18 protein-coding genes and 1 other annotated feature (1 of these 19 cut by a window edge) are annotated in these 22783 nt (G+C 52.9%); of the genes, 16 read left to right on the forward strand and 2 right to left on the reverse strand.

Annotated elements, in window-relative coordinates:
• Positions 1-413 precede the first annotated feature (413 nt).
• From rplM to DESRU_RS01785, 5 genes are all read left to right on the forward strand, one after another.
• Positions 414-845, forward strand: coding sequence for a 50S ribosomal protein L13 (rplM, locus tag DESRU_RS01765; protein WP_013840410.1), 432 nt, complete (start codon positions 414-416; stop codon positions 843-845).
• A gap of 32 nt (positions 846-877) precedes the next feature.
• A complete protein-coding gene (rpsI, locus tag DESRU_RS01770) occupies positions 878-1270 on the forward strand; it encodes a 30S ribosomal protein S9 (RefSeq protein WP_013840411.1) in 393 nt (130 codons plus the stop codon).
• A gap of 71 nt (positions 1271-1341) precedes the next feature.
• On the forward strand, positions 1342-3489 hold the full coding sequence (gene recQ / locus DESRU_RS01775; RefSeq protein WP_013840412.1) for a DNA helicase RecQ: 2148 nt from the start codon (positions 1342-1344) through the stop codon (positions 3487-3489).
• A gap of 150 nt (positions 3490-3639) precedes the next feature.
• Positions 3640-4455 carry an N-acetylmuramoyl-L-alanine amidase family protein gene (locus DESRU_RS01780; protein WP_013840413.1) on the forward strand — a complete coding sequence of 272 codons (816 nt, stop codon included), beginning with the start codon at positions 3640-3642 and terminating at the stop codon, positions 4453-4455.
• 133 nt (positions 4456-4588) lie between these two features.
• The gene (locus DESRU_RS01785) at positions 4589-5761 is read left to right on the forward strand and encodes an aminotransferase class V-fold PLP-dependent enzyme (protein ID WP_013840414.1); all 1173 of its coding nucleotides are present in this window, start codon (positions 4589-4591) and stop codon (positions 5759-5761) included.
• A gap of 118 nt (positions 5762-5879) precedes the next feature.
• Here the strand turns inward: DESRU_RS01785 and DESRU_RS01790 are convergent, their stop codons facing one another.
• Positions 5880-6077 (reverse strand): hypothetical protein, encoded by a 198-nt coding sequence (locus DESRU_RS01790; RefSeq protein WP_013840415.1) that lies wholly within the window; start codon positions 6075-6077, stop codon positions 5880-5882.
• Positions 6078-6079: 2 nt separating this feature from the next.
• Complete coding sequence (fliK, locus tag DESRU_RS01795; protein WP_013840416.1) at positions 6080-6664, reverse strand: flagellar hook-length control protein FliK; 585 nt, start codon at positions 6662-6664, stop codon at positions 6080-6082.
• Positions 6665-6920: 256 nt separating this feature from the next.
• On the opposite strand from fliK, the gene amrA reads away from it, so the two are divergent.
• The 11 genes from amrA to DESRU_RS01850 all read left to right on the forward strand — a co-directional run bounded on the left by amrA (position 6921) and on the right by DESRU_RS01850 (position 22580).
• Positions 6921-8324, forward strand: coding sequence for an AmmeMemoRadiSam system protein A (amrA, locus tag DESRU_RS01800; RefSeq protein WP_013840417.1), 1404 nt, complete (start codon positions 6921-6923; stop codon positions 8322-8324).
• 46 nt (positions 8325-8370) lie between these two features.
• The gene (amrS, locus tag DESRU_RS01805; RefSeq protein WP_013840418.1) at positions 8371-9357 is read left to right on the forward strand and encodes an AmmeMemoRadiSam system radical SAM enzyme; all 987 of its coding nucleotides are present in this window, start codon (positions 8371-8373) and stop codon (positions 9355-9357) included.
• Between the two features lie 145 nt (positions 9358-9502).
• Entirely contained in the window at positions 9503-10543 is a 1041-nt protein-coding gene (argC, locus tag DESRU_RS01810) for an N-acetyl-gamma-glutamyl-phosphate reductase (protein WP_013840419.1), read from the forward strand.
• Positions 10544-10555: 12 nt separating this feature from the next.
• Positions 10556-11776: a bifunctional glutamate N-acetyltransferase/amino-acid acetyltransferase ArgJ gene (argJ, locus tag DESRU_RS01815; RefSeq protein ID WP_013840420.1), complete on the forward strand. Its 1221-nt coding sequence runs from the start codon at positions 10556-10558 to the stop codon at positions 11774-11776.
• Positions 11777-11800: 24 nt separating this feature from the next.
• Entirely contained in the window at positions 11801-12658 is an 858-nt protein-coding gene (argB, locus tag DESRU_RS01820; RefSeq protein ID WP_013840421.1) for an acetylglutamate kinase, read from the forward strand.
• Between the two features lie 44 nt (positions 12659-12702).
• Entirely contained in the window at positions 12703-13902 is a 1200-nt protein-coding gene (locus DESRU_RS01825; protein ID WP_013840422.1) for an acetylornithine transaminase, read from the forward strand.
• Between the two features lie 36 nt (positions 13903-13938).
• Positions 13939-17163 carry a carbamoyl-phosphate synthase large subunit gene (gene carB, locus DESRU_RS01830; RefSeq protein WP_013840423.1) on the forward strand — a complete coding sequence of 1075 codons (3225 nt, stop codon included), beginning with the start codon at positions 13939-13941 and terminating at the stop codon, positions 17161-17163.
• A gap of 26 nt (positions 17164-17189) precedes the next feature.
• On the forward strand, positions 17190-18131 hold the full coding sequence (gene argF / locus DESRU_RS01835; protein ID WP_013840424.1) for an ornithine carbamoyltransferase: 942 nt from the start codon (positions 17190-17192) through the stop codon (positions 18129-18131).
• 133 nt (positions 18132-18264) lie between these two features.
• A complete protein-coding gene (locus DESRU_RS01840; protein WP_013840425.1) occupies positions 18265-19470 on the forward strand; it encodes an argininosuccinate synthase in 1206 nt (401 codons plus the stop codon).
• A gap of 221 nt (positions 19471-19691) precedes the next feature.
• Positions 19692-21071, forward strand: coding sequence for an argininosuccinate lyase (argH, locus tag DESRU_RS01845; RefSeq protein WP_013840426.1), 1380 nt, complete (start codon positions 19692-19694; stop codon positions 21069-21071).
• Between the two features lie 387 nt (positions 21072-21458).
• Positions 21459-22580 (forward strand): GAF and HD-GYP domain-containing protein, encoded by a 1122-nt coding sequence (locus DESRU_RS01850; RefSeq protein ID WP_013840427.1) that lies wholly within the window; start codon positions 21459-21461, stop codon positions 22578-22580.
• An 82-nt stretch (positions 22581-22662) separates the two neighbouring features.
• Positions 22663-22783: a binding site (T-box leader), on the forward strand; it runs 140 nt beyond the window's last position.

The raw sequence follows: 22783 nt of genomic DNA on the forward strand, positions 1-22783 counted from the left end.
TTCAGTTAAGATCAATATAGAAGAAACTTATGGAAGAAAAAATATGCACCAACTAAATCTATAAAAATAATTTAAATTTTATAAATATCTTATGTTTAGCAATCTTTGTTTTCTATTTATAATGATTTGTTTTAAAATATTAAAAGTCTATCAAGGCTGTAGACATAAGCGATACTCCTTTTTTGTCACTTTTTATAAATGGTATATTTGTGTTCCGCGTTGTTTGCCTAAATATGATCCTTTGATCAAATGCAAAATCCTAAAAAGCTCATAGAGAAAAACCGAACAAGTCATGGCTTTCGGCTTGACACCTGATTTCCCATGGATTAAAATACTATTATGTGTGGCCGGTTGCGGCTCCCGCCCCGTTGTCGCAGTCAGGCACCCAGGCTTTAAGGGAGGTTTACAAAAAAATGAAGACAACATTCATGGCCAAGCCAGCTGAAATACAGCGCAAATGGTATGTCATAGATGCTGAAGGAAAGGCCCTTGGTCGTGTGGCTGCAGAAGCTGCTCGCATCTTACGTGGCAAACATACTCCTATGTTTACCCCCCACGTAGACACCGGGGACCATGTTATTATTTTGAATGCTGATAAGGTAATCCTTACCGGTAACAAACTTGATCAAAAGATGTACACCCGGCACAGTGGTTATCCCGGAGGTCTGAAACAGACTTCCTACCGCAAGATGATGGATAAACGCCCGGAACTGATTGTGGAAAAGGCCGTCAAAGGCATGCTGCCCCACAACCGTTTGGGAACTCAGCAGGCTACCAAACTGAAAGTTTACCAGGGTGTTGAACATCCCCATCAGGCTCAAAAGCCGGAAGTGTGGAACTTTTAATTATTAAGTCTTGACCGGAAGGAGGAAATATTGTGGCTCAAGTACAGTTTTATGGAACCGGCCGTCGGAAGAATGCAGTGGCCAGGGTTTACCTGGTACCCGGTGAAGGCAAGGTTCTGGTAAATAGTAAGCAGGTTCTGGACTATTTTGGACGTAAAACGCTGGATATGGTGGTGCGCCAGCCCCTGGAGCTCACCAATACCGTGGGTCGCTTTGACGTGATGTGTAAAGTGATCGGCGGCGGCGTTAGCGGTCAGGCCGGTGCGGTAAGACACGGTATTGCCCGGGCCTTGATTCAGGCTGACCCCAATTTGCGTCCCATTTTAAAGCGTGCCGGTTTCTTAACCCGCGACCCTCGTATGAAAGAGCGTCGTAAATACGGTCTTAAGAAAGCCCGCCGGGCGCCTCAGTTCTCGAAACGTTAAATATCTCAAATTAAAGGAAGGCATCCGCCTTCCTTTTTGTACTTTTAGGTATGGGTGTGAGGTGATGAGGGATGTTGCAAAAGGCTAGGGAGATCCTAAAAAAATACTATGGTTATTCCTCCTTTCGAAGCGGTCAGGAAGAAATCATTAATCGTGTTTTACAAGGAAAGGATACCCTGGGGATCATGCCTACGGGCGGGGGAAAGTCCATTTGTTATCAGGTGCCGGCATTGCTGTTTCCCGGAACCACGCTGGTGATTTCACCTTTAATTTCTCTGATGAAGGATCAGGTGGACGCCCTCCATAGTCTGGGAATCCCGGCTGCCTATATTAACAGTTCCCTGGATTATGAAGAAGCGGCGGAAAGAATCCGGCAGGCAGGGCGCGGAAGATACAAGCTGCTATATGTGGCTCCGGAGCGTTTGGAAGCGAAGGGCTTTTTGGCCCGCATGCAATCGCTGCCCATCTCCCTGGTGGCGGTGGATGAGGCCCACTGTGTCTCCCAATGGGGACACGACTTCCGGACCAGCTATCTGGCCATTGCCCCCTTCATCCAAGAGCTGCCCCGCAGACCGGTGGTAACGGCCTTTACGGCCACCGCCACCGAAGAGGTAACCCGGGATATGGTCCGGCTGCTCTCATTAAAAGAGCCCAGGATTTATATCACGGGATTTAATCGTGAAAACTTAACCTTTTCGGTTATCCGGGGAGAAAACAAAAGGGACTTCCTAACCCATTACCTGGCCAATCATGCCAACCAGGCAGGCATTATCTACGCGGCCACCCGCAAGGAAGTGGACAACCTCCATCACTGGCTGAAACAAAAAGGGCATGCTGTGGGTAAATATCATGCGGGATTGGGTGATCAGGAAAGAGCCCACAACCAGGAAATGTTTTTATACGACGACATCCGTATCATGGTGGCCACCAATGCTTTTGGCATGGGGATTGATAAATCCAACGTACGCTATGTCATCCATTACAACATGCCGAAAAACATGGAGGCTTATTATCAGGAAGCCGGCCGGGCCGGCCGGGACGGGGAGCCCGGCCAGTGCATCCTGCTATTCGGCGCCCAGGATATCCAAGTACAAAAATTCCTCATTGAACAAAGCCCCATATCTCCGGAAAGAAAAACACAGGAATATAAAAAGCTGCAGGGCATGGTGGATTACTGCCATACAACCCGCTGCTTACGGCAAACCATCCTAAAATATTTTGGGGAAGAAACGGTTCCCGAAAAATGCGGCAACTGCAGCAATTGCAATGATAACAGCCAGCTTACGGACATTACGGTGGAGGCGCAAAAGATTTTTTCCTGCATCTGGCGCATGAAAGAACAGTACGGCGCTTCCCTGGTGGCGGATGTTCTCAAGGGCTCCCAGAGCAAAAGAGTAAAGCAGTATGGTTTTCATCAGTTATCCACTTACGGCTTATTGAAGGAGTACACCGTTAAACAAATCACCGATTTGATCCATGTACTGATTGCCGAGGGCTATCTTTTTTTGACCGAAAGCCAATATCCGGTGGTTCAACTTCTGCCCAAGGCCTTTGCCGTCCTGAAGGGTCAGGAGAAAGTCTTACAAAAGATAAGGCAAAAAGAACAGGTCAAGGATATAGAGGATGATTTATTTGAAAAACTTCGCAGTTTGCGCAAGGAGCTTTCCCAGAGAAACAAAGTCCCTCCCTATATTATTTTTCCGGACAGCACCCTGAGGGAGATGAGTCAACACTGCCCCGCAGATCAAGGGGCCATGCTGGCCATCAAAGGGGTGGGACAGGCAAAATTCCAACAATACGGACAAGAGTTCCTGAAGCTGATTCAGCAATATGTTCAGGAAAAAGGTATTTCTTTAGAAAAGGAGCGAGCCTCTAGCGGGGAGCCGGACCAGGAAAAGGAACCGCCCAGTCACGTGATCACCTGGAAGCTGCTGCAAAAAGGCTATTCCCTCCCGGAGATTGCCCGGGAAAGGAATTTGAAGCCGGTTACCATCCAAGACCACCTGATTCGCTGCGGCCTGGAAGGTTACGATATTCCCTGGGATACCTTGATTCCTCAAAAATATGAAGCCCTTATCCTGCAAAAGATTGAAGAACTGGGCGCCGATAAGCTTAAACCGCTCAAGGAGCAGCTTCCGGACGAAGTGGATTACATGGCCATTAAAGCGGTTTTATGCAAGCACAAAGTAGCCTGGAAAATAGGGGCCAGCAACAGATGAGGGGCTTATATCAACAAATGAATTATTACTGCAAATAACCACTGTTTAACAGTGGTTATTTTATATCCAGGGATCGGATCCGTTGCTTCTATTTACCAAATTTCCTGCATACCATTTCCAGTAGAAGACTTGTACTAAGGAGTGGTAGGCGTGTCTGTGTTTGTAGGAGCCTTTCGATTAAAGAAAAGAGTTCTATTGGGTCTTTTGCTGCTATTGTTCATTCTGGTGCAGATGTATAAGATGTCCACCGCCCTATGGGCGGAAAAGAATGTGGAGGCCTTGTCCCCGGTTATGGTTAATAAGCTGATTGTGGTGGATCCCGGGCATGGTGGACGGGACCCGGGAAAGATTGGTGTCAGCGGGGTTCCGGAGAAAGAAATCAATCTGGAAGTATCCAAACGATTGGCCACGGTGCTGGGACAAATGGGTGCGGCGGTCATTTTAACCAGGGACAGCGATGTGGATTTAAGCGACTCCTCGGCCAGCGGCTGGCAGGGAAAGAAAAGGCAGGATCTATCCAGGCGTGTGGCCATGGCCAATGATCGAAAGGCGGATTTATATATCAGCGTTCACTGCAACGCCTTTCCGGGAAAAAAGGAACACGGGGCCCAGGTTTTTTCTCATCCGCAGTCTCCGGAAAGTAAGATTCTGGCAGAGTGCATTCAAGGGGAAATGGCCCGGATTCTTGGCAACACCACAAGAAAGGCCAAACAGGTGGATTACTACGCCATTCGAAAAACAACCATGCCGGCGACCATTGTGGAAATCGGCTTTATTACCAATCCAACAGAGGAAAAACTACTGCTGGATCCCCTGTACCAGAGTAAAGTGGCCTGGAGTATCACTGCAGGCATTGTAAAATACTTCGCTGAGGGGCAGTCCCAAGAGGAACCCGGGGCCAAAGCCAATGAAGACGTAATAAAAACCTTTCAACAACAGCCAGGGGAGTTTATTCCTGCTCCCTGATTTAAAGGGTAGCATAAAAAAGCAAAGCGAGCTTTTTCCGGCAGCCGATGGTGAAATCCATGAACCGGCGCATATTGTAAAGCATAGAATGGAACATTAAGTAAGACACCTTTTTTCGAGGAGGAAAAAAATCTTGATTTATTTTGACTCTGCGGCAACCTCTTGGCCCAAACCACCGGAAGTCTGGCAAGCCATGGAACACTTTATCAAAGAAGTGGGGGCAAGCCCCGGGCGGGCCGGGCACAAGCTTACGGTGACGGCAAACAAGATTGTGGATGAAACCAGGCAGCAGTTGGCTGACCTTTTTAGTATTAGAAATCATGAAAGAATTATTTTTACCTTAAACGCTACGGATAGTTTAAATTTAGCCATAAAAGGATTGCTGCAGCCCGGGGACCATGTGATTACCAGTTCCATGGAGCATAATTCCGTAACCAGACCCCTCTATACCATGGAAAGTTACGGTGTTCAGGTCACCAAGATCATGTGCAATCAACAGGGGGATATGGATATCCGGGAGATGGAAAAAGCCATTTTGCCCAATACCAAAGCCATTATCCTGACCCATGCCTCCAATGTCACCGGAACCATTATGCCGGTGGAAGAGATTGGCCGGCTGGCGGCTCAATACCAACTGCATTTTATTATGGATGCGGCCCAAACCGCCGGGACCATAAGGATTGATGTAAAGAAACTGAATCTCAGCATCTTGACTTTTCCCGGACATAAAAGCCTCTATGGCCCCCAGGGCACAGGGGGACTTTATATTCGTGAAGATGTAAACCTGCGCACCCTCCGGGAAGGAGGCACCGGCAGCGGCTCGGAAACACCCACTCAGCCCAGCATGATGCCGGAGCGGTATGAAAGCGGAACCTTAAATGCGGTGGGTATCGCGGGCCTGGGAGCGGGAGTAAAATTTATCCGCAAAACAGGCCTCGAGAAAATCAGAGAGCGGGAAATGGATTTAACCAAACGGTTTTTGCAAGGGGCAGCGGCGATTAGAGAACTAAAAGTCTATGGCAAGCAGACAACAGACCAGAGAGTGTCGGTGGTTGCCTTTAAAATAGAGGGCTATAAAGCTAGTGAGGTGGGAGAAATACTGGATAAGGAATACAATATCGCCTGCCGGGCCGGATTACATTGTGCCCCGGATGCCCATCAAACCCTGGGAACCTTTCAGGAGAAGCTGGTGCGGTTTAGTTTTTCTTATTTTAACAAACCCGAAGAAGTGGATTTTGCCCTGGATGCCCTGCGGAAAATTGCCTCCGATAAGCCGAAGATCGGAACACTGCCCGTAGGGAAATAGATTTTATGACATGAATCAATCACAGGAGTCTTATTTTCCTGTGATTTTTTGTTTGCGTGGAGATAAAGTCAAGCACTGGAGGGTTAAAGAGATGTCATAAAAGGGGAGCATGGCTTTGCTATTTGGTGATCTTTTTATCCAATACAGCCACATGGACCAATATTCGGACCAGGGCCTCATGAAGTTCCGGAGGAATTTCTGCGCCCATACCCAGTTCAGACAGGGTTTGAGCCAAGGTTGGGTCTTGGTACAGAGGCGTCAGCGGGGCCCGGTTCGCCTGATCTGGAGAAACTGTCTTTTCCCGGTTCCTGTTCATGGCTACACCTGCACATTCAGCAGAAAATGAGCTTCTGCGGCTGGAAAATCAGGGTCCAGATCGGCAATACCGCGGATTCCCGGCTGGGTGCGGCAGGAGAGAATAACCGACGGGTAGCCTACTTCCGATAATTCCTCCTGCAGGGCGGTGGAGGCGGCCCGGAAAGCTTCGGCGGCTTCATTGTTTTCCGTAATGCACTGGACCGAAAGCAATTTACCCGGCTGGGCGGCCAGAGTAAACCATAGTTGTCCCAGGAGGTCGGTATGGATGCTGAATAAAACCTTAACTTCTCCGTTTTCTTCGGTCTTGGCTGAAAAATCCCGGAGCTTATAATAAAACCGGGCGTCCTCATAGATCTGAGAACGAAGGGGAAGGGGAACGTAGGACAGTTCATCCTGCCGGTTGGCCGGGGCTGCTTCCGGTTGAGGAAGGTTCTTGGCCCCGGGGGTTTTGACGGCATTTGAGGTTTCACCGGGCATCTTGCCCCCCAAAATAAAGGGCTGCTGCTGAATTTTGTCCACCGGTTTGCCGGGGCTTACCTTTATGCTATCGGTCCGGAGTAAAGCGGACATCACTCGATCAATCATCAACAATCCCCCCTTTTTCCAGTATACCTTCGACATTTGTAAATTTGTTCCTTCTATTGTACCGATTCCGGCAGGAATTTGCCCTGTACACCCGAAAAATGTTACACAAGGTGAAATAAGCGGTAAAAATGAAAGGATTTTGCCTTATTCTGCAGTGTCCAGGAAATTCACATAAAAATGAAGGCAATACGTTAGAATAGCTTTAACAAAGGAGCGGCGGACACTTTTTATTATTATAGGAATGGAGGGAATGCCAATGAGTGTGGTATTTTGCGGTATTATGCCTCACCCGCCCATTGCGCTGCCGGAAGTGGGGGGAGAGGAGGCGGACAAGGTGCTGGCCACCCGGGAGGCCATGCTGGAGCTGGGCCGCCGGATTAAGGAAAGCGGCGCTCAATCACTGGTGATGATTTCACCCCATGCCCCGGTTTTTGGCGATGGCATTGCCATTAATAGTCTGCCGGAAACAAAGGGAGATTTAAGCCGTTTTGGGGCTGCCGGAGTTTCCTTTTCCTGCAGCTACGATCAAAAGCTGGGCGAGGAGATCGGCCGTCAGGCTGAAGACCTGCAGATCCCGGTTTTTGAACTGGATGAGGAATTAGCCCGGCAGACCGGTGTTGATCTGGACCTGGACCACGGCTTCACGGTGCCCCTCTATTACCTTCGTCAAGCCGGGGTTGAACTTCCCCTGGTCCCCTGCTCCATGGGCGTTTTTTCGCCAGACCGGTTATATGCCTTTGGGGTGGCGGTGAAGCAGGCGGCCAAGGTTGCGGGAACCCCCGTGGCGGTAGTGGCCAGCGGGGATTTATCCCACCGTCTTACCCGTCATGCCCCGGCCGGGTATGATGAGCGGGGAAAGGAATTTGACCGGAAACTGGTTTCCCTGGTGGGCGCCATGGACCTAGCGGGTTTAATGAATTTGGATGAAGATTTGTGCGAAGGGGCCGGACAATGCGGCTTGAGGCCCATCCTAATGATGCTGGGGGCGCTGGAGGGTACCGCGGTTAAGAGTGAAGTCTTGTCCTATGAGGGCCCCTTTGGGGTGGGCTATATGGTGGCTTCCCTGGAACCCACCGGCGACGCGCCGGAAAAGCAGTGGCTGAAACAACTGCGAACACAGCAGAGAAGCAAAATAGAAAGCTTGCAAAAGCAGGAAAGTTACCTTGTGCAGGTGGCCCGGGAGAGCCTGACCAGTTATCTGCAGGGGCAGTGGAAGACATCGGACCGTTACCCCGTTCCCGAAGCCTTTTCGGAAGCGGCAGGGGCTTTTGTTTCCCTGAAAAAGGACGGGCATTTGCGGGGATGCATCGGCACCACCGGCCCTACCAGAGCCAATGTGGTTGAGGAAGTGGCTTACAATGCGGTCAGTGCGGGAACCCGGGACCCCAGGTTCTACCCGGTTCGTCCGGACGAGCTGGACGACCTGGCCATTTCCGTGGATGTGCTGCTGCCGCCGGAACCCATTCAAAGTGTGGATCAACTGGATGTAAAGAAATACGGGGTAATTGTGCGCAGGGACCGCCGGAGCGGACTGCTCCTGCCGGACCTGGAAGGGGTGGACACACCGGAACAGCAGGTGGACATTGCCAGGCAGAAGGCAGGCATCGGGCCCCATGAAAAGATAACTCTGGAAAGATTTGGGGTTGTCCGCTACCGTTAATTTCAATGTCTGAGGTTACTGGGGTGATGTTTTTTTGCATGAAGCCATGTTTTATCAGCGAAAGGAAAAAGGGCGGGTTTTCTGCGGACTGTGCCCCAAAGGATGCACCATTCAGGAGGGACAGCGGGGTTTTTGCCGGGTCCGGGAGAACCGGGGGGATGTGTTATACACTCTGAATTACGGCCGGGTCTCCGCCTGTGCCCTGGACCCGGTGGAGAAAAAACCCCTTTACCACTTTTGTCCGGGCAGCCTGGTTTTTTCTCTGGGAACCCTGGGGTGCAACTTAAAATGCGGCTTCTGCCAGAACTGGCAGATTGCCCACGGCCAGCCCCGGACCAGGATTTTATCGCCCGGGCAGGCTGTGGATATGGCCCTGGAACAAAAAAGCAGGGGATTGGCCTGTATTGGTCTGGCTTATACCTATTCGGAGCCCTTCATGTGGTATGAATATGTTTATGACACCTCCCGGTTAGCCCGGGAGGCCGGTTTGCAGAATGTACTGGTTACCAACGGTTATATCCGGGAAGAACCCCTGAGAAAAATTTTGCCCTACATCGATGCCATGAACATTGATGTGAAGGGTTTTACAGATCAATACTACCGGGAAAACTGCCTGGGAAAACTGGGCCCGGTAAAAAGAACGGTGGAAATAGCCCGGCAGGAATGCCATGTGGAGATTACCACTTTGCTGGTGCCGGGACTCAATGATTCGCCCGCAGAAATATCAGAGCTTACCGATTGGGTTGCCGGAATGAGCAGGGATATTCCCCTGCATTTTTCAAGATACTTCCCCAACTATCAATTTGATCTGCCGGCCACCCCGGAGGAAACCTTGCACCGGGCCTACCGCATTGCCGGGGAAAAACTAAACTATGTTTTCCTGGGCAACCTTGGAGATCCGGCCACCCAGCACACCTATTGCCCTCGGTGCAAGTTTCCGGTTATTCAAAGAGGGGGCTATGCAACCGACACCTCGGGGCTGCAGGGCAAGATCTGCCTGAAGTGCGGACAGGCTCTGGAACTTATAATATAAAACAGCAAAAATTAAAACCTGCTGCAAAGAAAAAATGGTTGTATTTTATGCATCTATATGTATAATTATTAATATGCATAGCGGGATATAAAAGGAATAACGTTTTATAATATAAATATTTATGCATATATTTGGAGGGGCTATAATGATTAAAGCAGGAATTATCGGGGCCACAGGCTATGCCGGAGTGGAACTGGTTCGCCTTTTGTCCCGGCACCCCAGAGTAAAGTTGGCGGCGTTAACCTCCCAAACCTACGCCGGAAAACCCATGGGGGAGGTTTTTCCTCATTTATACGGCCTGGTGGATCATGTTCTGGAAGAGCTTTATTTACCGGAACTGGTGGCCCGGTGCGATGTGGTTTTTACCGCATTGCCCCACGGTCATGCCATGCCGGTGGGCGAGGAAGTCATGCGCCGGGGCAAGCGCCTGATCGATCTGGGAGCGGACTTTCGCCTGAAAGATGTGGATGTTTACCAGTCCTGGTATAAAACCGAGCATACCGCCTCGGTGCTGGTGGCTTCGGCGGTTTACGGACTGCCGGAGTTGAACCGTGAAGAGATTAAAGACAGTGTGATTGTGGCCAATCCCGGCTGTTATCCCACCAGTGCCATCCTGGGACTGGCACCTCTGCTCACTGATAAATTAATTGATGCGAAATCCCTGATTATTGATGCCAAGTCCGGCGTTTCCGGGGCCGGCAGGGGGTTAAGCCTAAAGACCCATTTCTCGGAAACCACCAATAATTTTCAAGCTTACGGGGTAGCCACCCATCGCCATACGCCGGAAATAGAGCAGGAACTTTCCCGGCTGGCAGGGGCTCCCGTCACGGTGAGCTTTACGCCTCACCTTACGCCTATGACCCGGGGCATCCTGAGCACCCTGTATGCCAATCTGACCGAAAAGATCAGCACCCAGGAACTTACCGAGAGATACCGGTCCTTTTATGCCGGAGAACGTTTTGTCCGGATTCTGCCTCCGGGAATGCTGCCCGCCACCAAAAACGTAGCCGGTTCCAACCACTGCGATATTTCCGTCACCGTTGATTCCCGAACCGGCCGGGTGATTGTGTTATCCGCCATTGATAATCTGTTAAAGGGTGCGGCGGGCCAGGCGGTGCAAAACCTGAACGTCATGGCCGGCCTGCCCGAGGAGACCGGACTGGATTTTGCGGGCATGTATCCATAAGGAGGAAGAAAAATGACTGAAGCAGGAAGCCTTAAAAATATACCCGGCGGAGTTACCGCTGCCCAGGGCTTTTTGGCCAGCGGTGTTCCGGCGGGATTGAAAAAGAACGGCGCTTTGGATGTGGCCTTAATCTTCTCCGAGCTTCCCGCCGCTGCCGCCGGGGTTTATACCACCAATCGGGTGAAAGCCGCACCCCTGGAACTCACCCGGAGCCGGGTGGAGCAGGGGAAGGCCCGGGCCGTTATTGTCAATGCCGGGAATGCCAATGCCTGTACCGGGCCCGGGGGGATGTCCGATGCCCAGGCCATGGCCCGCTCCGCGGCGGAAGCGCTGGACATTGCTGAAGAACAGGTGCTGGTGGCTTCCACCGGCGTAATCGGGGTTCCTTTGCCGGTGGCCAAGATTGCCGCCGCAGTGCCTCAGGCAGTAGCGGAACTAAGCAGGGAAAATCACTCGGCAGCGGCCCAGGCCATTATGACCACCGACCTGATGGCCAAGGAGTATGCCGTAGAGCTGCCCATTAAAAATAAAAGGGTCACCATTGGGGGAATGGCCAAGGGTTCGGGAATGATTCACCCCAATATGGCCACCATGCTGTGCTTTATCACCACCGATGCCAACATTTCCGATGCAGTGCTGCAGCAGGCTCTTAAACGGGCTGTGGACCGTTCCTTTAATATGATTACCGTGGACGGGGATACCAGCACCAACGACATGGTGGTGGTGCTGGCCAACGGCAAAGCCGGCAATGCGGAAATTGTTCAGGATACGGAAGATTACCGCCGGTTTTACGGAGCCCTGAAGGAGGTATGCACCGCCCTGGCCAAAATGATTGCCCGGGACGGGGAAGGAGCCACCCGGTTGGTGGAGGTGCAGGTTACCGGCGGGCCCTCCAGGGAGGATGCAGGCCGGGCCGCCAAGGCGGTGGCCGGTTCAAATCTCTTTAAAGCGGCTGTTTTCGGCAAAGACGCCAACTGGGGCCGCATTCTTTGCGCCCTGGGTTACTCCGGGGCAGCCTTTGATCCCGCCGCAACGGATATTTTTATCGGGGAAGTACAGGTGGCCAAGGACGGGGGAGCCCTGGCGTTTGACGAGGAACGGGCCGTGGAGATGCTGAGCCGGGACCCGGTGCAGATTTGCGTGGACCTGAAGTCCGGCGCCCACTCGGCCACCGCCTGGGGCTGCGACCTCACCTACGATTATGTAAGAATAAACGGAAGCTATCGGACGTGATTGCTTATACAGGAGGCGAATGGATTGACTCCCTTGGAGAAAGCGGGCGTTCTGGTGGAAGCCCTGCCTTATATTAAGAAATTTTACGGAAAAACTGTGGTTATTAAATACGGCGGCCACGCCATGATCAACGACCAGTTGAAACAGGCGGTGGTGACCGATCTGGTGTTAATGAAATTTGTGGGAATTCATCCGGTGGTGGTTCACGGCGGTGGACCTGAGATCACCGGCATGTTGAAAAGGCTGGGGATTGAATCCCAGTTTGTGGGCGGCCTGCGGGTGACCGATTCTCCCACCATGGAAGTGGTGGAGATGGTGCTGGGCAAACTAAATAAAGAAATCACCTCCCTGATTAACCGGCTGGGGGGCCGGGGGGTAGGACTTTCCGGCAAGGACGCCAACCTGATTATAGCCGCCAAAAAACTGGGCGGAGAACAGCAGGACATCGGCTTTGTGGGAGAAGTAACGGAAATAAACCCGGGTCTAGTGGAAACGGTGCTAAAAGAGGGCTACATTCCCATCATCTCTCCGGTGGGTGTGGGCCGGGACGGGGAAAGCTACAACATCAACGCCGACTATGTGGCCGGGGCCATGGCGAAAGCCCTGAAGGCGGATAAGTTGATTATTTTAACCGATGTGGAGGGAATCCTCGAGAATCGCCATGATCCTTCTTCCCTGTTGTCCACCATCAAAGTGCAGGATATTCCCGCCCTGGTGGACCGGGGTGTGCTCCAGGGCGGCATGCTTCCCAAGGTGGATTGCTGCGTGGAGGCCATCCGGGGAGGGGTCAATTCCACCCATATTCTGGACGGACGGGTGCCGCACTCCATTCTGCTGGAGGTGTTTACCGACCAGGGAATTGGCACCATGGTTGCGCCCTAGAGACGGATGTAGGTTTTTAGATCAGTGAAAGGTAAGGTGGAGAAATGAACAACCAGGAAATTATCAATATGGGTCAGCAGTACGTAATGAATACCTACGGTCGTTTACCCATGGCCCTGGTGAAGGGTGAAGGCCCGTGGGTTTGGGACGCCGACGGCCGCAAATACCTGGACTTTGTGGGAGGGCTGGCGGTTAATTCCCTAGGTCACGCCCATCCCAAGGTGGCGGAAGCCATCTCCCGGCAGGCAGCGACCCTGCTGCATTGCTCCAATATCTATTGGATCGAACCCCAGGTTAAACTGGCCAAACTGCTGGTGGAAAATTCCTGTGCCAGCAAGGCCTTTTTTTGCAACAGTGGAGCTGAAGCCAACGAAGGCGCCATTAAACTGGCCCGCAAGTACGCCAAGAAAAATCTTGGGCCGAATCAATATGAAGTGATTTCAGCCACCAACTCCTTTCACGGGCGGACCCTGGCTACGGTTACGGCCACCGGGCAGACCAAATATCAAAAAGGTTTTGAGCCGCTGCCTCCGGGATTTCGCCATGTACCTTTTAATGATCTGGCCGCCCTGGAGGAAAACATCCGTCCTCAGACCTGTGCGGTTATGCTGGAGCCTGTTCAGGGCGAGGGCGGTGTAATTCCCGCCGATCCCGGCTACCTGGCAGGGGTGGCGCAACTGTGCCGGGATAAGGGCTTGCTGTTGATTTTTGATGAAGTTCAGTGTGGACTGGGAAGGACCGGCAAATTCCTGGCCCACCAGCATTATGGAGTGGAACCGGATATCATCACCCTGGCCAAGGCCCTGGGCGGCGGCTTTCCCATCGGGGCCCTGTTGGCCAAAGAGGAAGTGGCCGGCGCCTTCCAGCCCGGGGACCATGCCAGTACTTTTGGCGGGAATCCCCTGGCCACCGCTGCGGCCCTGGCGGCCATGGAAGCGCTGCTCCAGGACGGGGTCCAGGAAAATGCGGCCAAAGTGGGACAATACTTTAAGGAAAAACTATCGGGCCTAACGGCCAAGCATTCCTTTGTGAGGGAAGTGCGGGGACTGGGTCTCATGCTGGGTCTGGAATTAAGCATAGAAGGCAAGGACATTGTGGCTAAATGCCTGGAGCAGGGGCTGCTCATCAATTGCACCAACGGCAACGTGCTGCGTTTCCTGCCGCCGCTGATTATTACCGAGGAAGATGTGGACCATGCCCTGGCCATCTTGTCCGGGGCCATGGACGAAGTGCAAAGCGCCTAATAAAGAAAAACCCTATTAGCCCGAAGGAGGATCAGGATGCCCAAGCGGAAGGACATCAAAACAGTACTAGTTATCGGCTCCGGCCCCATTATCATCGGCCAGGCGGCGGAGTTTGACTATGCCGGAACTCAGGCCTGCAAGGCCCTGCGGGAAGAGGGCATCAAGGTGGTGCTGGTTAATTCCAACCCGGCCACCATTATGACCGACGGCGACATTGCCGACCGGGTTTATGTGGAACCCCTGTCCTGGGAAAGTCTGGAGAAAATCATCGCCAAAGAAAAACCCGACGGCCTGCTCCCCACCCTGGGGGGCCAGACCGGTTTAAATATGGCTGTGGAACTGGCGGAACAGGGCATTCTGGAAAAATATCAGGTGGCCCTGCTGGGAACCTCTCTGGAAGCCATTAAAAAGGCGGAGGACCGGGAATTGTTCAAGGCCACCATGCTGGAAATCGGCGAACCCATCCCCCAGAGCACCATCGCCGGCACCGTTGAGGAGTGCATTGATTTTGCCAATAAAATCGGTTATCCCTTAATTGTTCGCCCGGCCTACACCCTGGGGGGCACCGGGGGCGGCATTGCCAAGGATGAAAAGGAACTGACCGCCATTTGCCACCGGGGCTTAAAAATGAGCATGATCAGCCAGGTTCTGCTGGAACGCAGCGTGGCCGGCTGGAAGGAAATCGAATACGAAGTGATGCGGGACGCGGCGGACAACTGCATTACCATCTGCAACATGGAAAACATCGACCCGGTGGGTGTTCACACCGGGGACAGCATTGTGGTAGCCCCTTCCCAAACCCTGTCGGACCGGGAGTATCAGATGCTGCGCAGCGCCTCCCTGAAAATTATCCGGGCCTTAAAGGTGGAGGGCGGCTGCAATGTTCAGTTTGCCCTGGATCCCTACAGCATGAATTATATCGTAATTGAAGTAAACCCCCGGGTTAGCCGTTCCTCGGCGCTGGCCTCCAAGGCCACCGGCTACCCCATTGCTAAAATTGCCGCCAAGATCGCCATTGGTTTGCATCTGGATGAAATCACCAATCCGGTTACCGGCAAAACCACCGCCTGCTTTGAGCCGACCCTGGATTATGTGGTGGTGAAGATTCCCCGCTGGCCCTTTGACAAGTTTTCCAGCGGCGACCGGGTGCTGGGAACCCAGATGAAGGCCACCGGAGAAGTGATGGCCATTGACCGGACCTTTGAAGGGGCTTTGATGAAGGCGGTGCGCTCCCTGGAAATCGGCGTGGACAGCCTGCAAATCAAGGGCAGCGCCAGTTGGACTGAAATGGAGCTGGAAAGCAAGCTGAACCGTCCGGATGATGAAAGGCTTTTTGTGGTGGCGGAAGCCTTCCGCCGCTACTGGACCCTCAAAGAAGTGGCCCAGTTAACTTCCATCGACTACTGGTTCCTGGAGAAAATCAAGGATCTGGTGGTGCTGGAGCAGCAGATTCGCAAAACCGGGGGCCTGCCCGGGCCGGAACTGCTGCACCGGGCCAAGGTGTGCGGCCTGGCTGACGCTCATATTGGACGGCTCTGCGGGGTCGCCATGAAAGAAATCCGGGAACTGCGGAAAGAATACGGCCTTCTGCCCACCTATAAAGTGGTGGATACCTGCGCGGCGGAGTTTGAATCTTCCACCCCCTATTACTATTCCACTTATGATACCGAAGACGAAGTGGAGGTATCCAACCGGGATAAAGTGGTAGTCCTGGGCTCCGGACCCATCCGCATCGGCCAGGGAGTGGAGTTTGACTATTGCTCGGTACACTCTGTGTGGGGACTGCAGCGGGAAAAGATTGAAGCCATTATTATTAACAACAATCCCGAAACGGTTTCCACCGACTTTGACACCGCTGACAAGCTGTATTTTGAACCCCTGACCGTGGAAGACGTGATGAACGTTATTGATAAAGAAAAACCCCGGGGCGTCATTGTTCAGTTCGGGGGCCAGACGGCCATTAACCTGGCCGGGGACCTGGCGGACCTGGGGGTCAGCATCCTGGGAACGCCGGTGGAGGGCATTGACGCCGCCGAGGACCGGGAAAAATTTGAGAAGCTCCTCAAGGGCCTGGATATTCCCCAAACCGAAGGGAAGACAGCCACCACGGTGGAACAGGCCAGAAGCATTGCCGCGGGCCTTGGCTTCCCGGTACTGGTGCGTCCTTCCTATGTACTGGGGGGCCGGGCCATGGAAATTGTTTATAACGACGACCAACTGTTGAAATACATGTCCACCGCCGTGCAGGTTTCTCCCAAACATCCGGTATTGGTGGATAAATACGTCCGGGGTAAAGAAGTGGAAGTGGACGCCATCGGAGACGGGCAGAAACTGTTTATTCCCGGCATTATGGAGCATGTGGAGCGGGCCGGAGTGCATTCCGGCGACAGCATCGCCGTGTACCCGCCCCAGAGCCTCACCGGCCGGGAGATGGATCTGGTGGTGGACTATACCCTGCGCATTGGAGCGGCTCTGAAGATCTGCGGGCTCATGAATATTCAATATGTGGTGGGGGAAGGCGGGGTTTTTGTTCTGGAAGTAAATCCCCGGGCCTCCCGTACCGTTCCGGTCCTCTCTAAGGTGACCGGGGTGCCCATGGTCCAGGTGGCTACCCGCTGCATGCTGGGCAAGAACCTGTCCGATCTGGGCTATTGCCCGGGCCTGGGCCCGGTTTCCGACCATGTAACGGTTAAGGCGCCGGTATTTTCCTTTGAGAAGCTGGGCCTGGTGGAAACCTCCCTGGGGCCGGAAATGAAATCTACCGGGGAGGTTATGGGCGTGGACAAATCCTTCTCCCATGCCTTCTATAAGGCCATTACCGCCGCCGGCTTGAAGGTAGCCCGCAGCGGGTCGGTGCTTTTTTCGGTGGCGGACCGGGATAAGCTGGAAGCGGTGGCAGTGGCCCGCCAGTATGCCGGACTGGGCTTCAAGCTGTACGCCACCTTCCATACCGCCGACGCCCTGGCTTCTGCCGGGCTGCCGGTGGTGGGTACCGAGGACCCGGTGGGACTGGTGCGTTCCGGCAATATTCAATTGGTCATTAACACCCCCACCAAAGGAAAAGTTCCGGGCCGGGCGGGTTTCCGCCTGCGTCGTCTGGCGGCGGAATACAAAGTGCCTTGCCTGACCTCCCTGGATACGGCCAAGGCCATGGCCGGCGTGCTGCACGATTTGCTGAAAGGCGGCGAGGTCACCCCGGTGTCTTTGGACCAGTTTACTAAGTTCCTGGGTAACAAGGAACGCGCTAAAAACGCGGGTTAACAAACCGGAGAGAGAGGATGACATACATGGAGGAACTCAGAAAAAAATTAAAGGGGAAAGACTTTTTAACCCTTCATGATTTCAGTGTTGAGGAAGTTCAATTTATGCTGGATGAGGCTGTTCGGATCAAAGGCCTGCAGAAGTCCGGCATCCCCCACCCCTACCTGAGAGGAAAAACACTGGCCATGATCTTTCAGAAAAGCTCCACCCGGACCCGGGTCAGCTTTGAGGTGGCCATGGTTCAACTGGGAGGGTACGCCCTGTTCCTAAGCCCCAAGGACATCCAGATGGGCCGCGGTGAATCCATTGCCGATACCGCCCGGGTGCTGTCCCGGTTTGTGGACGGCATCATGATCCGCACCTATGCCCAGAGCCAGGTGGAGGAACTGGCCCACTACGCCACGGTGCCGGTGATCAACGGCCTTACCGATCTGACGCACCCCTGCCAGATCCTGGCGGATTTTCTGACCATCAAGGAACACAAGGGCCGCCTGGCGGGCCTGCGGCTGGCCTACGTAGGAGACGGCAACAACATTGCCCATTCCCTGATGTACGGATGCGCCAAGGTGGGCATGAATATCAGCATCGCTTCCCCCGAAGGCTACAAGCCTGACCAAAAGGTGGTGGAACTGGCCAAGCAGGATGCTCTGGCCACCGGCGCCAGAATTGAGATTGTCACCGATCCGGTGCAGGCTGTGACCGGGGCCGACGTGGTGGTTACCGACGTGTGGACCAGCATGGGCCAGGAAGCGGAATACGATCTGCGCAAGAAAATCTTTGCCCCCTACCAGTTGAATAAAGAATTGTGTGCCCTGGCCAAGGAGGACTATATTTCCCTGCACTGTCTGCCGGCCCACCGGGGAGAAGAAGTGACCGACGAGATCATCGACGGGCCCCATTCTGCGGTTTGGGACGAGGCGGAGAACCGTCTTCATGCCCAGAAGGCCGTGCTGGCTCTATTGATGTAAGTACAAAAGGTGCGGTGTCACACCGCACCTTTCAAATAAGCTTATGCTGGTAAAATCCTTTACATAGTAGGAATATCTGGCAAAATGTCGAAGAAACTAAGGATTAAGATCAAGTATGAAGGGAGATATCACCATGCCAAAGGTTGTACTGGCCTACTCCGGTGGTCTGGACACATCTGTTATTATTGCCTGGCTCAAAGAAAATTACGGCTACGAAGTCATTGCCATGACGGCCGATCTGGGACAGGGCGAGGAACTGGCTCCCCTAGAGGAGAAAGCCATTCAGAGCGGCGCCAGCAAGATATACATTGAAGATCTGCGCAAAGAATTTGTTGAGGAATACGTTTTTCCCACCCTTAAGGCCGGGGCCGTCTACGAAGGGAAATACCTGCTGGGCACTTCCTTTGCCCGCCCCCTCATTGCTAAAAAACTGGTGGAAATTGCCGAGAAGGAGGGTGCGGTGGCGGTAGCTCACGGCGCTACCGGCAAAGGCAACGATCAGGTCCGCTTTGAGCTGGGCGTTAAAGCCCTGGCTCCCCACCTGAAAGTGATTGCACCCTGGCGGGAGTGGGACATTCGCTCCCGTGAAGACGCCATTGACTATGCCGAGGCCCGGGGTATCCCGGTGCCGGTTACCAAAAAGAGCATTTACAGCCGGGACCGCAACATCTGGCACATCAGCCACGAGGGCGGCGAGTTGGAAAGTCCGGCGAACCCTGCTTCCTATGACATGCTGATGCTGACCGTACCCCCGGAAAAGGCTCCGGAACAGCCGACCTATGTGGAAATCGGCTTTGAGCAGGGGATTCCGGTTGCTTTGAACGGTGAAAAAACAGACAGCGTTTCCCTGCTGGAAAAGTTGAATGAGATCGGCGGCGCCAATGGCATTGGTATTGTGGATATGGTGGAAAACCGTCTGGTGGGCATGAAGTCCCGGGGGGTTTACGAAACGCCCGGCGGCGCCATCCTGGTTTACGCCCACCGGGAAATGGAACTGCTTACCTTAGACCGGGCCACCCTGCACTATAAGGAACAAATGGCCCTGCGCTACGCCGAACTGGTATACGACGGCGTGTGGTTCTCTCCCCTGCGGGAAGCGCTGGACGCCTTTGTGGACAGCACCCAGCGCACGGTTACCGGTACGGTTAAATTAAAATTGTACAAGGGCAATATCATCCCGGCGGGAGTTACTTCCCCTTATTCCCTGTATGACGAAGAACTTTCCACCTTCAGCCGGGATGAAGTATACAACCAGGCGGATGCGGAAGGTTTCATCAATCTTTTCGGCCTGCCCCTGAAAGTCCGGGCATTGATGGAGAAAAAAGCGGGACTGCGCTAAACTGAAGGGTATTTCTTTGCGGTCGGGCTATTGGCTATCAGCCGTCGGTCATCGGTTTTGGGATTTTCTCAAGGGTTTATAGAGATACAACTTGACACAGGGGTAAAAGCAGCCCTACCCTTTTGCCGAAAGCCGAAAGCCGAAAGCCGAAAGCCGAAAGCCGAAAGCCGAAAGCCGAAAGCCGCCCCTAAGAATTACTTAACCAAAAAGGAGTGCTGTTAATGACCAAGCTCTGGGGCGGGCGCTTCCAGAAAACAACCGATCATCTGGTGGAGGATTTTCATTCCTCCATTTCTTTTGACCAGAGACTTTATAAACAGGATATCCAGGGCAGCATCGCCCATGCCACCATGCTGGGCCGGGTGGGGGTTATTTCCCCGGAAGAGGCCGGTCAAATCGTAGAGGGGCTTAGGGAGATCCTGAAAGAGATTGAAGAAGGTAACGTGGAATTTGATGTGGCGGCCGAAGACATCCACATGAATGTGGAGCAGCTGCTGACGGCTAAAATCGGAGCGGTGGGCAAAAAGCTCCATACCGCCCGGAGCCGCAACGATCAGGTGGCCGTGGACATCCGCATGTACCTGAAGGATGAAATCAAAGAAATTCGCAGTCAGCTCCGGGAACTGGTGGAAACTTTGTTAAACCTGGCGGAGCAGCACCTGTCCACAGTGATGCCAGGGTACACCCATATGCAGCGGGCCCAGCCCATCACCCTGTCCCACCACCTGATGGCTTACGTACAGATGTTTTTGCGGGACATGGACCGCCTGGCCGACTGCTACCGCCGCACCGACGTGATGCCCCTGGGCTCCGGCGCCTTAGCCGGGACCACCTTTCCCCTGGACCGGGAATATACAGCGGAACTGCTGGGCTTTGCCGCTGTCAGCGACAACAGCTTGGATGCCGTCAGCGACCGGGATTTTGCCGTTGAGTTTTGTGCGGCTTCATCCTTAATTATGATGCATTTAAGCCGCTTTTGTGAGGAGATCATCCTCTGGGCCACCGGTGAATTTGCTTTTATCGAACTGGATGATGCCTACAGCACCGGGTCCAGCATTATGCCCCAGAAAAAGAACCCCGATGTGGCGGAACTGATCCGGGGTAAAACCGGGCGTGTTTACGGGGACTTGCTGGGGCTGCTGACCATGCTCAAAGGCCTGCCCATGGCCTATAACAAGGATATGCAGGAGGATAAAGAGGCCCTTTTTGACGCCATCGACACCGTGAAGGGCTGTCTGCTGGTCTTCCGGCCCATGGTGGCTACCATGACGGTGCGCAAGGAAAATATGGCCGGGGCGGCCCGGGGCGGCTTTACCAACGCCACCGATGTGGCGGATTACCTGGCTAAAAAAGGGGTACCCTTCCGGGAAGCCCATGAGGTGGTGGGCAAGGCAGTCTTTTACTGCCTGCAGCACCAGAAAAACCTGGAGGCGCTGACTCTGGAAGAGTATCAAGCCCTTTCACCGGCCTTTGCAGAGGATATTTATGCCGCCATCGGCGTGGAATACTGTGCCGCGGCCCGGAAAGTCCGGGGCGGTCCGGCTCCCGAGGCGGTGCAGCAGGCCATCGGCGTTGCCAAGGCCAGACTGAGAGAGATTTAAAAAATAAATCAAAATATAAAAGTACGATATTGGGATTGATTCCCGATGTCGTACTTTTTTATATGATTGCTTAATATCAAACAGTCAATATAAATACATCTTTTTACCAGATAATATTTGGTAATACAAAATTATAATTTATAATGATTTATATATAAATTTTAAGATGGAACAAGTAGGGTGAGAGTGAAAAAATTTAAACTGAAAAGATCGTTAAGAATAGCCATAATTATTCTTAACGCTTTAATATTGGTTATTTGGAGCGGATACAAAAACAGCCCCGGGAATTTTCCCGGGTAAAATTTTATGTAAAGTAATATATTGGCAGGAATTTCTTATCAAAAATCAAACTACTTATATTTAAGCAGATTTTACGGGGTGGGATCCATGGAAGAACAAGGTATCCTTCTGAAAAATCAAACGGGATTTACTACAGATGAAATTGAAACCCTCATTGAAGCGGGGGGGTTACTGAGCTCCCGCCTGCGTTTGGAGGAGATTGTGGAAGTCCTGATGGAGCAGGCGATTTTCCTGGTTAAAGCCGAAGTGGGGGTACTTTGGCTGAACATTTGGGAAAACCGGGGAATTTCTCCGGTGGCGGCCTACAGCCTTGATTTTGAATCCGTGGATTTCCTGCAGCAGCAGTTTAAAATTTTGATGGACGAGATATTGCTACGGGGAACCCCCCAAATTATTTCCAGGGACCGGGAAGAAGGCAGTCATTATCTGCTGAAAGATACCAGCCGGGCTTTAAACATGGCGGTCAATTCCATGGTTTTCATTCCTCTGGTGGGGAAAGGCCGCTGTCTGGGCTGTCTGCAACTGGTAAACAAGCAGGACGGCAGCCCCTTTAACGCCAGGGACCTGAGACTGTGCAGCGCCTTTTCCGGTCAGGCGGCCGTTATTATTGACAACAGCATCCTCTTCGCCAACCAGGAAAAACTGGTTCTGAGCCTGATCCGGGCCCTCTCATCGGCCCTGGATGCCAGGGACCCCTATACCCGGGGCCACTCGGAGCGGGTCAGCAAACTGGCCATGGAAATTGCCCGGGGACTGGGGCTGGATTACCAGCAGCAGGTGGTTTTGGAGCGGGCGGCACTGCTCCATGACGTGGGAAAAATCGGTATCCGGGATAACGTTTTGCTGGAAGCGGGGCCGCTGTCCGAAGAAAAGTGGAACATTATGAAGAGCCATCCGGAAATCGGGGCTCAAATTATAGAACAAATTGAACCTAAATCCCTGATGGATGAGGTTTGCGAAGGCGTCATGCATCATCAGGAAAAGTTTGACGGCACCGGCTATCCCCTGGGCCTCTCCGGGGAAAATATTCCTCTGGTGGCCCGGATTATTACCATCGCCGATGCCTTTGACGCCATGACCAGCGATCGCCCTTACCGCAAAGGGAAAAGCCCCCGGGAAGCCCTGAAGGAAATTGAGCGGTGTGCCGGTAGCCATTTCGATCCTTTTCTGGTGGAAGTTTTTCTCAAGGTGATGCGGGAAAGAGATTAGCAATCTCCATTTTAATCGAAAATTAACGAAACCTTTCTTGACAGGGATTGACTAAAAACTTATACTGTTTATTAATTCATATTTAACAATGTTGATAGGGACGGTAGTCTGAAACAGGGCTTCAGAGAGCCGGATAAGGTGCAAGCCGGCGCCAATTGGCAGACTAGTCTCACCCTGGAGTTGCCCCCGTGAAAGTGGTTTTC

It is taken from the genome of Desulforamulus ruminis DSM 2154, assembly GCF_000215085.1.
GTDB classification, from domain to species: Bacteria; Bacillota; Desulfotomaculia; order Desulfotomaculales; family Desulfotomaculaceae; genus Desulfotomaculum; species Desulfotomaculum ruminis.

Excerpts from the sequence above, each read along its gene's own strand:
- rplM (WP_013840410.1), top strand. The coding sequence starts at position 414 with ATGAAGACAACATTCATGGCCAAGCCAGCTGAAATACAGCGCAAATGG.
- recQ (WP_013840412.1), top strand. The coding sequence starts at position 1,342 with ATGTTGCAAAAGGCTAGGGAGATCCTAAAAAAATACTATGGTTATTCC.
- DESRU_RS01790 (WP_013840415.1), bottom strand. The coding sequence starts at position 6,077 with ATGAACAGGAACCGGGAAAAGACAGTTTCTCCAGATCAGGCGAACCGG.
- fliK (WP_013840416.1), bottom strand. The coding sequence starts at position 6,664 with ATGATTGATCGAGTGATGTCCGCTTTACTCCGGACCGATAGCATAAAG.
- amrA (WP_013840417.1), top strand. The coding sequence starts at position 6,921 with ATGAGTGTGGTATTTTGCGGTATTATGCCTCACCCGCCCATTGCGCTG.
- amrS (WP_013840418.1), top strand. The coding sequence starts at position 8,371 with ATGTTTTATCAGCGAAAGGAAAAAGGGCGGGTTTTCTGCGGACTGTGC.
- argC (WP_013840419.1), top strand. The coding sequence starts at position 9,503 with ATGATTAAAGCAGGAATTATCGGGGCCACAGGCTATGCCGGAGTGGAA.
- argJ (WP_013840420.1), top strand. The coding sequence starts at position 10,556 with ATGACTGAAGCAGGAAGCCTTAAAAATATACCCGGCGGAGTTACCGCT.
- DESRU_RS01825 (WP_013840422.1), top strand. The coding sequence starts at position 12,703 with ATGAACAACCAGGAAATTATCAATATGGGTCAGCAGTACGTAATGAAT.
- carB (WP_013840423.1), top strand. The coding sequence starts at position 13,939 with ATGCCCAAGCGGAAGGACATCAAAACAGTACTAGTTATCGGCTCCGGC.
- argF (WP_013840424.1), top strand. The coding sequence starts at position 17,190 with ATGGAGGAACTCAGAAAAAAATTAAAGGGGAAAGACTTTTTAACCCTT.
- DESRU_RS01840 (WP_013840425.1), top strand. The coding sequence starts at position 18,265 with ATGCCAAAGGTTGTACTGGCCTACTCCGGTGGTCTGGACACATCTGTT.
- argH (WP_013840426.1), top strand. The coding sequence starts at position 19,692 with ATGACCAAGCTCTGGGGCGGGCGCTTCCAGAAAACAACCGATCATCTG.
- DESRU_RS01850 (WP_013840427.1), top strand. The coding sequence starts at position 21,459 with ATGGAAGAACAAGGTATCCTTCTGAAAAATCAAACGGGATTTACTACA.